The following is a 16,421-nucleotide window of genomic DNA, read 5'->3' on the forward strand; positions in this document are numbered from 1 at the left end:
TATGACTGCAGATATACTCTTCTACATAATCATAGGTATCATTACCATCAATTTTATAAAAGATAAAATTCTCGATTCACTTAATGCAAAGCACTATAATGATCCAATACCCGAAGAGTTACGTGATGTTTATGATGAAGACGATTATGCAAAATCACAAGCATACAAAGCCACCAATTACGGATTTAACCTTTGGACATCATTATTCTCATTTGCACTTACACTTACATTCTTACTTTTAGATGGTTTTGAATATGTAGACAATTTGGCCAGAAGTGTTTCAGATAATCCTATCATAATCGGATTATTATTCTTTGGTATTATTATGATTGCCAGTGATGTTATTACTGCACCATTCGCTTATTACAAGACTTTTGTAATAGAAGAAAAATTCGGTTTCAATAAAACCACAAAAAAGACCTTTGTTTTAGATAAGCTTAAAGGTCTAATTATGATGGCTATATTAGGAGGTGGCATCTTAGCTACTGTTATTTGGTTTTATCAAATAACTGGAAATCAATTTTGGCTTTATGCTTGGGGAATAGTTACTGTATTTACAGTGTTTATGAATATGTTCTATTCAAAACTCATTGTACCAATGTTCAATAAACAGCAACCTTTGGAGGAGGGAGAATTGCGACAAAAAATATCTGATTACGCCAAGTCCGTAGGATTTAGCCTAAATAAAATATTTGTGATAGATGGTTCTAAACGAAGTACAAAAGCCAATGCCTATTTCTCTGGTTTCGGTAGTGAAAAAAGAGTCACACTTTACGATACATTGATTAATGATTTAGATGATGAAGAAATAGTTGCTGTATTAGCTCATGAGGTTGGTCATTATAAACGTAAACATATCATTTTTAACTTAACATCCTCAATCTTACTAACTGGTTTAACACTGTATATTCTCTCCATTTTTATTTCAAACCCATTGTTATCTAATGCCATAGGTGTAGAAACACCAAGTTTTCATGTTGGGCTGATTACCTTTGGTCTACTCTACTCACCTATTTCAGAACTTACAGGTTTGATAATGAATTATGTATCACGTGTATTTGAGTATCAAGCAGACGATTATGCTAAAACTACTTATAAGGCTGAACCACTGATTACCTCCTTAAAAAAACTCTCCAAAAATAGCCTAAGCAATTTAACACCTCATAAGGCTTATGTGTTTATGCACTACTCGCATCCAACGCTTTTTGATCGCGTAAAAAATTTGAGGAAATAAAGTGTAGCTAATTAAATAAACAAATAAAACCATCTCATACCAAAAGTTAAAATTCATAACATTTGATTATATTTAAAATAAGCTATCAAAACATAGCTGACGCATCATAACAAAATCATACACAAACACCACATTATAATAATATCAATTTCATGAACATTATCTATAAGTTCTTAATATGCACATTACTAATGGCGGGTGCCACGAGTCCCTTATATAGTCAGAATCAAAAAATTATGACATATAATATTAGATTTGATAATGAACAAGATGGATTGAATAAATGGGAAAATAGAAAACAAGGTATAGTAAATTTAATTGAATACTATGAACCAAGAATATTAGGGGTCCAGGAAGCTATGGAACATCAATTAAACTATCTTGATGACAATCTTACAAATTATTCAAGAATCGGAGTAGGAAGAGATGATGGAAAAGCAAAAGGAGAGTTTTGTGCTATCTATTACGATAACAATCAATTGTCACTGGTAAATGAGTCCACTTTCTGGCTTTCACAAAGAGATAACAGGGTTTCAGTTGGTTGGGATGCTTCAATGGAACGTATTTGTACTTATGGCTTGTTTCAAGATAAAATCAATAATAATAAAATCCTGATATTTAATACACATTATGATCATATAGGTAAAATAGCTAGGGAAAAATCTTCCGAATTAATACTGAATAAAATAAAAGAAATAAACAAAAATGGTTTTCCAGTAATCCTCTTGGGAGATTTTAATTCAGAACCAAATAGTAAACCCATAAAATTGATAACTAAAGAATTGGAAGATGGGGCGAAAAAGGCTAAAAATGGTATTTATGGACCAATTGGTACTTTTACAGGGTTTAAGATAAACACCAAAGCACAAAGGAGAATAGACTATATTTTTATAAAAAATCTAAAGGTTAATACTTACAGACATATTGATGATAAGATGAAGGACAATAATTACCTGTCAGATCATTTACCGGTGTTAATAGAATTAGAATATTTGAATTAAAATTCAAAAGAAATACGGCACTTAAAAAGCGTATTATAGTTTACACTAACCTTATCAAAACTCATGAAAATCAATACCATAATATTAATATCTTTTATTGCTCTACTATCCTGTAAAACAGAGTCTAATAAAAATGATTTAAATGAGAATTCTATTTTACAAGAAAAAGGTGCATTCGTCAATATTTCACGAGATAAATATAAAGATCAGTTATATGGTTTTTGGTTGGGACAATGCATAGCGAACTGGACAGGTCTTGTGACCGAGATGGATAAAATAGGCAACATCGGTGAAATTAAAACCGGTGATTTCTATACCAGAGCAGACTGGGGTAAACCTGATCAACCTAGCATTTGGGGAGAAGGAATCCCTAGTGACCTCTCTCCTAACATAGATTTTGTATTTAAAGACATTGATGAAGTTTGGGGTGCAGATGACGATACGGATATTGAATATATTTATCAGCATCTTCTTTATACTAATAAGACTAGTTTACTATCCCCTGAGCAAATACGAAATGGTTGGTTAAAATATATAAAATCAGAAGAAGAAAACTATCTATGGGTATCCAATCAAAAGGCATTTGATTTAATGCAAGATGGTATTTATCCTCCGGAAACAGGAAACCCTGAAAAGAATGAGCATTTCGCTATGATAGATGCTCAATTAACAACTGAAATTTTTGGTTTTTTTTCACCTGCTAGACCCGATATCGCAACTAAAATTGCTCATTTACCCATTCAAACTACTGCACGAAAAGAATCCGAAGATATTTCAAAATTTTATGTTACCATGTATGCTTTAGCCTCTCTGGAAACTGACAAAACCATGAAGGAAAGAATTAATTGGATGGCTAATAAAGCTAGACAAATCCTTATTGACAGTTCTTATCCAGCCAAAATGTTTGACTATACACTAAAATTATACAAATCAGGACTCCCTTGGGAACAAACAAGAGATTCAATTTATTACAAGTATCAAGTAAATGAAGAAGATGGTTATAACATTACTTCTCAAAACTTATATTGTAATGGTTGCTTTGCTGCTGGTATTAACTTTGCTGCTAGCTTAGTTAGTTTATTTTACGGAGAAGGTGATTTAAAAAACACTATAAAAATTGGAACACTTGCGGGATGGGACTCTGACAATCCAACGGCAACATGGGGAGGTTTAATTGGTTTTATGATTGGAAAAGATGGAATAGAAAGTACTTTCAAAAGAAAATTTTCTAATCGATTTAATATTCATAGGACGAGGCAAAACTTCCCTAATAATGGGATGGACACATTTGAAAATATGGCCCATAAAGGCTTAATTATAACAGATATGGTCATTTTAGAAGAAATTGGAGGTGTATTTAACTCTGAAAAAAACATATGGATTATCCCAGTGGATAAAGAAATAAATTTAAATCTTAAATAAATAATCAATTACTTTATTCCATAATTTTAAATACTTATTCTGTATCTTCAAAAAGTTATTAATTATTGCTTTCACTTAATGAAAATTAAAAACTATTTCTTTATAATTTTAATTTTAGTTTTTGGTTGTAAAAAAGAATCCTATTTAACAGTCCAAACGGATTTTTGCTCAAGTATTCACAGAAACGACTCAACGACTCTTGCTAATGAACTTGAAGATGTCGCTACAAAGATGAAAACTCAAACAGGAGTTTATGTATTGGAGGATGGAAGTGGTTCTATGGTAGCTAGAGCTTGGCTAAGTGAGTATGCAGAAAAAACCATTGATATTCAATATTTTATATTCTCAACTGATAATGTAGGTTTAATTGCTTGCGACTATTTGATAAGAGCGGCAGACCGAGGTGTTAAAGTACGTATTCTTGTTGACGATATTATGGTCGATGCTGATGCAGAAGATATATTAGTGTTTAATTCACACGAAAATATATCAGTAAAAATATACAATCCGGGAGTTAACTTAGGAAAGAACATTTTTCAAAAAATAGAGAAATTTACAACAGAGTTCAGATCGGCTAATCAACGTATGCATAATAAAACCTTTATTGTAGACGGTAAGGTAGTTATTACAGGAGGTCGCAATATTGCAGATGAATATTTTGATTATGACCATCAATACAACTTTAGAGATAGAGATATTTTATTACTTGGTAGAGCATCAAATAAGGTGGAGGCATCCTTTAATGAATTTTGGAATAATGAGTTAAGTAAAGACGTTACTGAGGTTATCAATGATAAGCCTGAGAACTTAACGGCAGATAATAGATTTGAAAACTTACATGAATATGCATGTAATCCTGAGAATTTTTGGCCTCAAGTTAGAGAACGTATCAAAACCCTCCCAGAAGCTTTTAAAGCTATTGAATCATCGGGTAATTTAGTTTGGTTGGAAGACGTAGACTTTGTTTCTGATAAACCAGGAAAGAATGATGGTAATATGGGCTTAGGTGGTGGCGGAGCATCTACTGACAAACTTATAGAGCTTGTGAGAAACGCAAAATCATCTATTGACATACAGACGCCTTACCTTATTACTACAGAACTTAGTCAATCCTTGTTTAAAGAAGCCATAGAACGTGGTGTTAAAATACGTATACTCACCAATAGTCTAGCAAGTACAGACAACGTAGAAGCATTTAGTGGTTATCAATCTGGCCGAGAAGACCTTCTAAATACAGGTGTTAGAATCTTTGAATTCCGACCTGATGCGCAAATTAGAAATGATATTATGACAGGTGAATTACAAGATGTATTAGTTGATAAACCAATTTTTGGATTGCATGCTAAAACCATGGTAATTGATAATGAAATTACTGTGATTGGCACGTTTAATCTAGATCCAAGGAGTGCAAACCTTAATACTGAATGTTTAGTTGTTGTAAACTCTAAAGACATTGCAAAAGGTGTAATTGAGGGTATGGAAATTGAGTTTAAGCCAGAAAATGCTTGGGAAACGACATTAACATATAATCCTGATGGTGAAGTAGAAAAATTCAAGAGACTTAAAACCTGGACTCGAAAACTTATACCTAAGGAAATACTATAAAGGTTTTTACAGGTTAGTATTTAGTCTGCCCTGTTTAAAAAGTTTCCGACCTTTTAAGTTTTAAAGAGAAATTTATATCTTTAAAATGAAAATAATTTATTGCCATTTGTCTCAAGCTAACAGCTAATGAAATTCGATAGAACAGGTATTATTCTATACACAATAAACTATAGAAAATGTGTGACGTTTTATGAGAAGATTCTAGGTTTAACCAAAATGTTTGAAACAAAAAGTTTGACCTGTTTCGAATTTGGAAGTTCTTATTTAATGGTAGAGAATGATAATGAATCCATAGGTTCATCTGCACAGACAGAGCGTGTAGAAACCTGCTTAAGAATGAATGTGCCAGATGTAAAATCTATGGCAGATATATTAATAACAAAAGGCATTAAAGTAGATTACCAAGAACATAATTGGGGAACAGTTGCGAAATTCTATGATCCAGATGGTAATCTCTGTGCATTTAAGGACAGTTTAAAATTTGAAGAACAAATACACAATTACAAACCATAAAAAATGAAACGAATTCCAACCATTATAATACTTACACTTTTGCTTACAGTATATAGTTGTAAAGATGAAAACAAAACGAATAAAACAATGCAAGAAACGACCGACACATGGGAAATAGATTTCCTGGATGAATTTGAAACCTTTAATCCAGATAATTGGCAAGACCAACGTATTTGGGTTAATAATGAAAATCATTGCTATGTTCCTGATGGAGAATATGGGACTAGAGAAGTAAGTGACGGTACATTAAAAATAAAGGTTGTAAAAATTGATGAAAAACGACCTTGTGATAATTTAGACAAGCATGGTAAACAACATCCTGACACAGAATATGTGGCTGGCCGTATTTGCTCAAAAAACCGCAAGGAGTTTATAAAGGGCAAATGGACAGCTCGCCTTAAACTATCGAGTAATGGAGAAGCAAGTATGTTTCCGGCATGGTGGTTATTAGGTGCACAGAATAACGAATCTCCAGTACAAGAAGAAGATGAGAATATTTGCTGGCCATTAACTGGCTCTGGTGAGATAGATATTTTTGAACATCATGGAGATCACATGAAAGATGAATTTACAACTGGTGCTATTGTTAGTTTGGGCGAATGTGATAAAGGAGACTGGCAAAGTAAACGCAGAAATTTCCCAGCTACACTAAATGAGTTTCATGAGTATTCTGTAGAGTGGGAAGGCAAAGACTTAGTATACCGTTTAGATGGTAAAGAAGTTTATCGTAATGAAGGTGAAGGCGATAAATACCCGGAACCAATGTTTGCAATTCTAAATTTCGCTAAGATTACTGACTCACCAATGGAAGGCGAATGGGTTATGGAAGTTGATTGGGTAAAGCATGAGTATAGAAAATCTTAGATTATATGAAAACTCCTTTCAGTTTATTATTTGTTTTTTTATTTCTAGGAGAAATAGTTTCACAGTCTAATTCAAATTTGTTTGAATACGAAAAGGATAAACAAAAGCTAGGAGTTGTAGTTCAAAGTCAAAAATTAGATTCTGTAACAGTTTTTGAGAAAGTAGTTTTAGAAGGTTTCGACTCCAAAATTCCATTTTATCATTATATAAATAAAAGAAGTAAAAAAGACAGCTACGTTATTTTATTGCATGGTTTAGGAGACTCCAAAAAAGATTGGGTATATCCTTCAGAACCATACTTAGAATGGAGTAAAAATATAACCTCAATTAAAGATTCTCTTTTAACCTTAGGTTATAGTTTATTAATCCCAGATGCTAAATTTCATGGAGAACGGAATTATGAATTAGATTTTAGACCACCTGAATCTTTACCTCCAATATTATCTAGAAACGAAAAAGACACAAAACTTTTTGAAACCTTAGTGACATCTACTGTAAAGGATTTAAGAATAATGATGGATTATATTCAGCAACGTAAAAAAAACACCAATCAGTCATTTGGCGTTATTGGATATAGTATGGGTGGTAATCTCGCAATATTACTTAGTAACTATGACGATCGCATAATGTCCGTTGTTGCTTGTGTTCCTCCAATTAACCTTCCTGCAAAAGGATTAGAAGCATTTAATTGGCCAGATGATTTAATACAAGGACAATTAGACATTACACCAATGAAATACGCTGTAAATCAAAAAAATCCAATACTGCTTTTGATGGGCAAAAACGACTATTTTACACCTGTTGAAGATGCCAATAGTTTTTTCAATAATGTCTCTATTAACGAAAAAGAAATAAAGTTTTTTGATTCAGGACATATACTTCCAAATGAATACAAGATTGATGCTATCAGATGGATATCTCTCTACAATAAATTTTAATATATATTATGAAAAAAAAATCAGCGGCATATATCTCAATAATAGCAATCTTAATGTTATTACTATATCTTGTTTTAAATATAAACAGTTCTGCACAAAACGATTATTCTAATAATATAGCTAAATACCCATCTGGCAACTTTGAAAAATTAGTTTGGTCAGACGAGTTTGATGGAAATGGAAAATTAAATTCAGAGAAGTGGTTTCACCAAACACAGCTACCACCTGGAGGCAATTGGTGGGGAGGAATTATACAGCACTATACCAATAGAGAAGGCAATACTTATATAGAAAATGGGCACTTAAATCTTGTTGCAAAAAAGGAAACATTAACAGATCAAGGAGAAACAAAGCATTATACTTCAGCAAGATTAAATTCCAAATTCGCATTTACCTATGGCAAGGTAGAAGTTAGAGCTAAGCTGCCTAAAGGTGTTGGTACTTGGCCAGCAATTTGGATGCTAAACACAAATATTGACGAAGATGGTGCTTATTGGGATAATAAAGGATTTGGCACTGTTAAGTGGCCAAATTGTGGTGAAATTGATATTCTCGAGCATTGGGGGAAAAACCAAGATTATGTATCTAGTGCAGTACATAACGGATCAAGTTATGGCTACAATGTAAAAAATGTTGGAGGTCAGCAAATAAAAAATGCTTCGGATGATTTCCATATTTATACATTGGAATGGACTGTGGATAAATTAATTTTTAGTGTTGATGGTGAGGAACATTTTCAATATAACCCATTAGTGAAAGATACTAAGACCTGGCCATACGACTCTGATTACTATCTAATTTTAAATATAGCCATAGAACGAGATATAAATCCTGATTTTGTTGAAAGTCCTATGGTTGTGGATTATATAAGGATATATCAGTAAATTACTAAGCCTTTATGAAAATGCTATTTAAACTTATATTTGCTTCATTCCTTCTCATGGGCTGTAGCGAAAAAGAAACCACCAATTTGAGTTACTTAGCAGATGAAAGCCCTAATATTTCCGGTAAAAAAGAATACCTACAATCGCCTTATGTCACAGCAGGTAATAGAGTTTACATGGTCGGTCATCAAAATGGATCCTTCCCTGATATAGGCTGGCACATAAAAGGTGAAATGGGTGGTATATGGAATCACCCAATAAAACTAATGGATGGTTTTGATATTCAAATTTATGATGCTACTGACACATTACATCTGGATAAGGCTGACAGCTTCACTAACTATCCAATGGCGAGCAAGTTCACCTATTTTTGGAAAGAAAAGAATATTGAAATTGAACGATGGCAATATGTACCAGATAATAAGCAAGGTGCCGTTATACAACTTGTCATAAAAAACCTTGGAAATGAGCAAAAACTAAAACTAAAGTTTACAGGTACCTCAGACCTAAGACCTACTTGGCTAGGTGAACGGACTGATATGATAGATGGAAAGGATCAGGCTATATATATTAAAGATCACCAAGCATGGAAAATTAAAGATAGTCTTAATCAATGGTATACTGTTTTTGGATCGCAACTAGAGTTTGAGCAAGATTCTGAAGTCAACTCCTATCATACTCCAGATAATACCTCAATGAACAGTGTTGAGGATACACTCTTCTTATTTTCAGGTAAAACGCATATTATCAATTACGTCGTGGCAGGTTCATATACTTCTGAGAAAGATGCCTTCGATACTTTTGACGCAATAAAAAACAACATTAACTCTAATTTCTCCTCTAAACAGAATCGCTATACAGAATTAGCTAATCAATCTAAACTTACCATACCAGATAAAGATATTGAAAAAGCATTCGAATGGTTAAAATACAATTGCGATTGGTTAGTAAGAACAGTTCCTGAAATTGGAACTGGTATAACTGCAGGTATACCGGATTACCCATGGTGGTTTGGTGTTGATAGTGAATATGCTCTAAAAGGATATATGGCCATAGGACAAACCGAGGCAGTTTATAATACCATTAGATTACTAGATAGCTTATCTGAAACTACAAATGGCAATGGAAGAATTGTTCATGAAGTGTCTACTAACGGTGCAGTTTTTAATAAAGGGAATATTAACGAAACACCTCAGTATGTCTCTTTAATTTGGGAAGTTTATCAATGGAATGGAGATAAAACCTTTTTAAAAAAATATTTTCCTAGCATAAAAAAAGGACTAAAATGGTTAATGACCGAAAAGGATGCTGACCAAAACTTATTTCCTGATGGTTATGGTATGATGGAGATTCATGGCATGGACAGTGAAATGATTGATGTTGCAGCATATACACAACGCGCTTTTGATGATGCCTCAAAAATTGCTACTGAATTGGGTGAAAATGAATTAGTGAAACAATATAGAATTACAGCCAAGGCCATTAAAGATAAAATCAATTCAGAATTTTGGTCAGAAGAATTTAACTCTTATGCAGATTTTATAGGTACGGATGAACAAGCGCTTCACCTTATTGAAGATGCTATAAAAAGGGCTAAGTCATTAAATAAACCATGGGCTGTAGAAGAACTTAAAACTACAAAAGCATCAATATTAGAAAATCCTTCTACAAAACCTAGGCCATTTGTATTGCACCATAATTGGGTGGTAAACACACCTATGGAAATGAATATTGCTGATGAAGAAAAAGCAAACAAAGCATTAAAAACTGCAGAAAAATTTGTGAATCCATTTGGTGTTTTTGTAACAGGAATTGATAGAGACGAATCTGCAGGTTCGGACGATGGCTCTTTCAAAGGCACTAAAGTATTCTCTTATACAGGTGCTGTAATGACCCTACCAACTAGTGTACAAGCAGTGGCAGAAAATAATTATGGTAATCCTGACAAAGCATTGAATTATATTCAACGTATGACTCGGACCTTCAGTTATGCCTTTCCAGGAAGTATTTATGAAGTTTCACCAGACTATGGAATGATTACACAAGCATGGAATATTTATGGTTATGCAGTTCCTATAGTGCAACAGTTTTTTGGAATTAACCCTCAGGCGTCCAAGAAAAAAATTGTAATTAAACCTCAAATGCCTGAGCAATGGGACAATGCATCAATAGAAAATGTTGTTGTTGCGGATAATTCCATTTCAGTTTACTATTCAAAATCAAACGGTGAACTCATTTTAAAGGTTGAACAAGAAAATCCTGAATGGGAAATAGAAATTATCTTTCCAAAAGTCAATGAAGATAAACCCTTCGAGATAATTGAAAGTACGTCTGAAATAATTACTACAAATAATGAATTTACAATGAATTCTAATTCTAAAATAACAGAAATGGTTCTGAAATATTAAACAATGACAAAAACCTTACTTCTAGTAATTTCAATTTTATGCTTTTGCTCAGTTTTCGCTCAAGAAAAATTAATGACAAATGCATTTAATAGAGAAGCGACATCATTAAATGGGTATTGGAATTACATTGTAGACCCGTACGAAAATGGGTTTTATAACTATAGATATGAACCTTTTGAAAATCAAAAAAATCCAGTAAATGGTGCTTTTTTTACTAATTCAAAAAGAAAAGACAAATCAGACTTAATTGAATATGATTTTGATAAAATGGACAGTTTAAAAGTTCCTGGTGATTGGAACTCGCAAAAGGAAAAACTGTTCTACTACGAGGGAACTTTATGGTATAAAAAATCATTTGACTATAATAAATCCAATGACACCAATAGAGTCTTTCTCTATTTTGGAGGGTCCAATTATAAAACTGATGTTTACTTCAATGGAAAAAAACTAGGACAACATATTGGCGGTTTTACACCATTTCAATTTGAAATTACAGAATTACTAAAACCAAAGCAAAACTTTGTAATAATTAAAGTTGACAATAAGAGAATCAAAGAAGGTGTACCAACCTTAAATACGGATTGGTGGAATTACGGTGGATTAACCAGAGACATAAAGTTAATTGAAACAGCAGAAACATTTATAAATGATTACTCAATTCACCTTAACCAAAAAAATAATCAGCAAATTGAAGGTGAAATTTCCCTTAATGGTTCAAATAAAATTAACTCACAGGTCACTGTTGAAATACCTGAATTGGGAATTAAAAAGAAATTTAAAACTGATGATTCTGGAACTTGTAAGTTTAATTTCATAACCAATAGAATTGAATATTGGTCACCAAATTCTCCAAAATTATATGATGTAATACTGAGTACAAATGAAGATAGAATAACTGACAATATTGGGTTTAGAACTATAGAAACCAAAGGACCAGACATTCTTTTAAATGGTGAAAATATATTTCTCAAAGGGATATCAATACATGAAGAAAATCCTATTAATGGTGGTAGATCTAATTCTTACGAAGATGCTGAACAATTACTTAAATGGGCCAAATCACTTGGCTGTAATTATGTCCGCTTGGCCCACTATCCTCACAATGAATATATGGTTCGGATGGCAGATAAAATGGGAATTTTGGTTTGGGAAGAAATCCCTGTCTACTGGACCATTTCTTGGGAAAATGAAAACACATATTTAAACGCACAAAACCAAATTTCAGAAGTAATAGATAGAGATAAAAATAGAGCTAGTGTTATTATTTGGTCTATGGCGAACGAAACACCTACAAGCAATTTAAGAACCAACTTCTTAACCAAACTTGCCAAGTTTACAAGAAACAAGGATAAAACAAGGCTAATTAGTGCCGCACTAGAACAGCAAAATTATAATGATGACCCAAATACAAGAACAATTGCAGATCCTTTTGCAGATGTTGTAGACATTCTTAGTTTTAATCAATATATAGGATGGTACGATGGTGGTATTGAAAAATGCAAAACCATTAATTGGAAAATTACTCATAATAAGCCTGTGATGATATCAGAATTTGGTGCCGGTGCCAAATATGGTTTAAATGGAGATAAAGATGATCGCTGGACAGAAGAATATCAAGAATTTTTATATCAGGAAACTTTAAAAATGATTGATAAAATTGAACAATTAAGAGGTGTCTCTCCGTGGATCTTAGTAGATTTTAAATCACCTAGAAGAGTTTTGCCAGAAATTCAAGATAATTTCAATAGAAAAGGTCTGATTTCCGAAAAAGGCGAAAAGAAAAAAGCTTTTTTTGTCTTGAAAAACTATTATGAATCAAAAAATTAATTCGATTTAAAGTATATTTAGTGGTATGACAAATCAAATAATATAGAAAATTCTTTTGTTATGAAAAATATTACATTTTTAATAATATTTACATGTTTCATTATAAGTTTGAATGCCCAAAGTGTAATTGGAGCTTGGGAATCCTCTTCTACCTCAACTTCTGGTGAAAAGTTAAAAAGTGTACTCATTATTGCAGACGGATATCAAGTCTTAACAACTTACAATGCAGTCACAGGAGAATTTATAAACACTAATGGAGGTACTTGGAGTTTAGATGGTAATGTAATGACTGAAAAAGTTGAATTTCACACAGACAATCCAGAAATGATCGGGTCACAATTTAGTTTTAAAGTCCAGATTACAGATAACGAAATAAGAATAGTAGACCAAGAGAAAATATTCAAAAGAATTGATGATGGCAATCCAGGTAAATTACAAGGCGCTTGGCTAATGTCTGGAAGAATAAGGGATGGTAATACCCAATTACGCGATACCAATAGACCAAGAAAAACTATGAAAATTTTGTCTGGAACCAGATTTCAATGGATAGCTTACAATACAGAAACAAAGGAATTCAAAGGGACTGGTGGTGGAACTTACACAACCATCAATGGTGAGTATATTGAGAATATTGAGTTCTTTTCAAGAGATAATTCTAAGTCAGGTTTAAGTCTAAAATTCGACTTTAAATTAATTGAAGGGAATTGGCACCATATGGGCTTATCTAGTAAAGGAAGTCCTATTCACGAAATTTGGAGTGTTAGAAATTAAAATTGCTATAAATGCCAAAAAATAAAAACAACGGTAAACTAGCATTAGCCATTGGAATCTTAGGCTCAGTGGCAGGTCTTATTTTAATTTTCCAAGACAACTTAATGATAGGTGTTTTTGGAACTATCGCTAGCCTCGCTGTAACAATTAAAGGCTACCAAGATTATAAAACAAGCCGTTAAAAATGATTTACTACATCTTAGTGTGATTTCGCATCAATAAAGCATTGCACATTAAATAAGCTTTCACTACTTTAGTTCTATGACTGAGGTGGATATAGAAAAAGAGAATGCAGCTATTGCAAAAGCTTACAAAGAACTTCTAAAAGTGAGCTATCAAACATTAAGCAAGGAGGATAAAAAATTGATCCGACATGCTTTTGATGTAGCTGTAGATGCGCATAAAGATCAGAGAAGAAAATCTGGTGAAGCTTATATTTTCCATCCAATTGCTGTTGCAAAAATTGTTGCACAAGAAATTGGTTTAGATGCCACGTCAATTGCTTCTGCCCTGCTCCACGATGTAGTAGAAGACAATCCTAATTACACAATCAGAGATATAGAGCAACTTTTTGGCGAATCTGTTGCTAAAATTGTAGATGGCTTAACAAAAATATCCTCCCTCAAAAAGGATATGGATGTTTCTCTCCAGGCTGAGAATTTCCGTAAAATGTTGCTAACGTTAAATGAAGATGTTCGAGTTATCATTATAAAAATTGCGGATCGTCTACACAATATGCAAACTATGGATGCTATGCGTGGTGATAAGCAAGTTAAAATAGCATCTGAGACGCTTTATATTTATGCGCCTCTAGCACACAGAATCGGGCTTTATAATATCAAAACTGAATTAGAAGATCTTGGTCTTAAATACACCGAACCAGAAGTATATAGTGACATCGCTGAAAAAATGCAGGAGAGCAAAGAAGAACAAGATGCTTACATAAAATCATTTTCAAAAGTTATTGAGAAGTCGTTAAATAAAGAAGGTCTTAATTATGAAATTAAAGGTAGACCTAAATCTATATTTAGCATTAGACGTAAAATGGAGAAGCAAGGTGTTTCTTTTGATGAAGTGTACGACAAGTTTGCCGTTAGAATTATTTATAAATCTGATTTTGAAAATGAAAAATTCTTTGCCTGGAAGATTTATTCTATAGTAACGGATCACTTTACACCAAACCCAACACGATTGCGAGATTGGATTTCATCACCTAAATCAACAGGATACGAAGCCTTACATATCACAGTTGTTGGTCCTAAAAGTAGATTTGTCGAAGTACAAATAAGAAGTGAACGTATGAATGAAATAGCTGAAAAAGGCTATGCGGCGCATTATAAATACAAGAATGAAAATAATAAAGAGGACAATTTAGACTTATGGATTAATAAACTTCAAGAAGCATTAGAAAACAATGAAGCTGATGCTGTTGATTTTGTTGAACAGTTTAAACTTAATCTTTACTCAAAGGAAATCTTCGTCTTTTCTCCAAAAGGCGATTTAAAATCTTTACCTAAAGGAGCCACACCATTAGATTTTGCCTTTAGTATTCATACAGAAGTTGGTTTAAAAACCCGAGGTGCAAAAGTTAATGGTAAGCTCGTACCACTTAGCCACGTGTTACAAAGTGGTGATCGTGTGGAAATAATGACCTCAGAAAATGCAAAGCCTAATGCCAACTGGTTAGATTATGCTACAACGGCGAGAGCTCGAAGTAAGATTAAATCTGCATTAAAGGAAGATACCAAAATCATAGCCGAGGAAGGAAAGGAAATATTAAGACGTAAACTAAAACAACTTAAAATAACACTTAACGAAAGTTCAGTTAATGAACTTGTAAATTACTTTAAGTTAAGTACATCTTTAGACTTATTTTACAGAGTTGGTATTGGCACAATAGATAATAGCAAGCTTAAGGCTTTCGCTTCTTCGAGAAGTAATGTTTTTGTTAGTTATATTAAAAATAAAATCAGAAAATCAGAAATACCTAAGGATATTGATAAAGATGAAATTACATCTAAATATGACATGCTGGTTTTTGGTAAGGAGGAAGAAAAACTCAACTATAAATTAGCAAATTGCTGTAATCCAATTCCTGGAGACAAAGTTTTTGGTTTCTTAACCATCAATGACGGTATAAAGGTTCACAAAAAAAACTGTCCCAATGCTGTAAGCTTACAATCTAATTATGCTTATCGTATAATGTCATCAAAATGGATAGATTCTTCTCAACAGGTATATACCTCACAGATTAACCTTTCAGGAATTGATAATTTAGGGCTCGTAAATGACATAACAAGTCTAATTTCAGATAACATGCACGTAAACATGAAAAGCATTAGTTTTGCCAGTGATGATGGTGTGTTTACAGGTAAAATCACAGTGCAGGTAAAGAATCAGACCATGTTGAAAAAGCTTATAGAAAGGTTGAAAAAAATTAATGGTATTGATAAGGTAACAAGAGTATAAATTTATGTAAATTTGCACCTTAATTATGAATGCAAAGTCAGAAGAAAGTAACCAGGAAATTGTAAAGCGCGTTTTTACACAATTCCTTGAAGAAAAGGGACATAGAAAAACCCCTGAACGTTACGCTATACTTCAAGAAATCTACGATAGCGAAGATCATTTTGACATAGAATCACTCTACATTAAAATGAAGAATAAAAACTATCGCGTTAGTAGAGCAACGCTTTACAACACCATCGAATTATTGTTAGACTGTAGCTTGGTTCGTAAGCATCAGTTTGGGCAGAGTCAAGCACATTATGAGAAGTCTTACTTTGACAAACAACACGATCATGTTATACTAACCGATTCTGGAGAAGTTATTGAATTTTGTGATCCACGTATTCAAACAATTAAAAAAACCATCGAAGAAGTATTCGATATTCAAATTAACAATCATTCACTTTATTTTTACGGTACACGTAAAAAAGACGACTAACTAATTT

The 16,421-nt window shown here is 32.8% G+C and carries 14 protein-coding genes; all 14 read left to right on the forward strand.

The window, feature by feature from the left end; all coding sequences use genetic code 11:
* Position 1 precedes the first annotated feature (1 nt).
* The 14 genes from ACFWV9_RS07400 (at position 2) to ACFWV9_RS07465 (ending at position 16,414) form a co-directional block, all read left to right on the forward strand.
* Complete coding sequence (locus tag ACFWV9_RS07400) at positions 2 to 1,234, forward strand: M48 family metallopeptidase (RefSeq protein ID WP_411894610.1); 1,233 nt, start codon at positions 2 to 4, stop codon at positions 1,232 to 1,234.
* 236 nt (positions 1,235 to 1,470) lie between these two features.
* On the forward strand, positions 1,471 to 2,235 hold the full coding sequence (locus ACFWV9_RS07405; RefSeq protein ID WP_411894611.1) for an endonuclease/exonuclease/phosphatase family protein: 765 nt from the start codon (positions 1,471 to 1,473) through the stop codon (positions 2,233 to 2,235).
* 63 nt (positions 2,236 to 2,298) lie between these two features.
* Complete coding sequence (locus tag ACFWV9_RS07410; protein WP_411894612.1) at positions 2,299 to 3,657, forward strand: ADP-ribosylglycohydrolase family protein; 1,359 nt, start codon at positions 2,299 to 2,301, stop codon at positions 3,655 to 3,657.
* A gap of 78 nt (positions 3,658 to 3,735) precedes the next feature.
* Positions 3,736 to 5,262, forward strand: coding sequence for a phospholipase D family protein (locus ACFWV9_RS07415; RefSeq protein ID WP_411894613.1), 1,527 nt, complete (start codon positions 3,736 to 3,738; stop codon positions 5,260 to 5,262).
* Positions 5,263 to 5,388: 126 nt separating this feature from the next.
* Entirely contained in the window at positions 5,389 to 5,775 is a 387-nt protein-coding gene (locus ACFWV9_RS07420; RefSeq protein ID WP_411894614.1) for a VOC family protein, read from the forward strand.
* A 3-nt stretch (positions 5,776 to 5,778) separates the two neighbouring features.
* A complete protein-coding gene (locus ACFWV9_RS07425; protein WP_411894615.1) occupies positions 5,779 to 6,639 on the forward strand; it encodes a family 16 glycosylhydrolase in 861 nt (286 codons plus the stop codon).
* Positions 6,640 to 6,644: 5 nt separating this feature from the next.
* On the forward strand, positions 6,645 to 7,577 hold the full coding sequence (locus tag ACFWV9_RS07430) for an alpha/beta hydrolase family protein (RefSeq protein WP_411894616.1): 933 nt from the start codon (positions 6,645 to 6,647) through the stop codon (positions 7,575 to 7,577).
* A gap of 8 nt (positions 7,578 to 7,585) precedes the next feature.
* Positions 7,586 to 8,461 carry a glycoside hydrolase family 16 protein gene (locus ACFWV9_RS07435; protein ID WP_411894617.1) on the forward strand — a complete coding sequence of 292 codons (876 nt, stop codon included), beginning with the start codon at positions 7,586 to 7,588 and terminating at the stop codon, positions 8,459 to 8,461.
* Positions 8,462 to 8,481: 20 nt separating this feature from the next.
* Entirely contained in the window at positions 8,482 to 10,869 is a 2,388-nt protein-coding gene (locus tag ACFWV9_RS07440; protein WP_411894618.1) for a glycogen debranching protein, read from the forward strand.
* A 3-nt stretch (positions 10,870 to 10,872) separates the two neighbouring features.
* Positions 10,873 to 12,696, forward strand: coding sequence for a glycoside hydrolase family 2 protein (locus tag ACFWV9_RS07445; RefSeq protein ID WP_411894619.1), 1,824 nt, complete (start codon positions 10,873 to 10,875; stop codon positions 12,694 to 12,696).
* A gap of 60 nt (positions 12,697 to 12,756) precedes the next feature.
* Complete coding sequence (locus tag ACFWV9_RS07450) at positions 12,757 to 13,467, forward strand: membrane or secreted protein (RefSeq protein ID WP_411894620.1); 711 nt, start codon at positions 12,757 to 12,759, stop codon at positions 13,465 to 13,467.
* Positions 13,468 to 13,478: 11 nt separating this feature from the next.
* Positions 13,479 to 13,649, forward strand: a complete 171-nt coding sequence (locus tag ACFWV9_RS07455; RefSeq protein WP_411894621.1) for a hypothetical protein — start codon at positions 13,479 to 13,481, stop codon at positions 13,647 to 13,649.
* Between the two features lie 79 nt (positions 13,650 to 13,728).
* Complete coding sequence (locus ACFWV9_RS07460) at positions 13,729 to 15,936, forward strand: RelA/SpoT family protein (protein WP_411894622.1); 2,208 nt, start codon at positions 13,729 to 13,731, stop codon at positions 15,934 to 15,936.
* 25 nt (positions 15,937 to 15,961) lie between these two features.
* Entirely contained in the window at positions 15,962 to 16,414 is a 453-nt protein-coding gene (locus ACFWV9_RS07465) for a Fur family transcriptional regulator (protein WP_411894623.1), read from the forward strand.
* Positions 16,415 to 16,421 lie beyond the last annotated feature (7 nt).

Origin of the sequence: Winogradskyella sp. A2, from assembly GCF_046762865.1 — a bacterium.
Lineage (GTDB): Bacteria > Bacteroidota > Bacteroidia > Flavobacteriales > Flavobacteriaceae > Winogradskyella.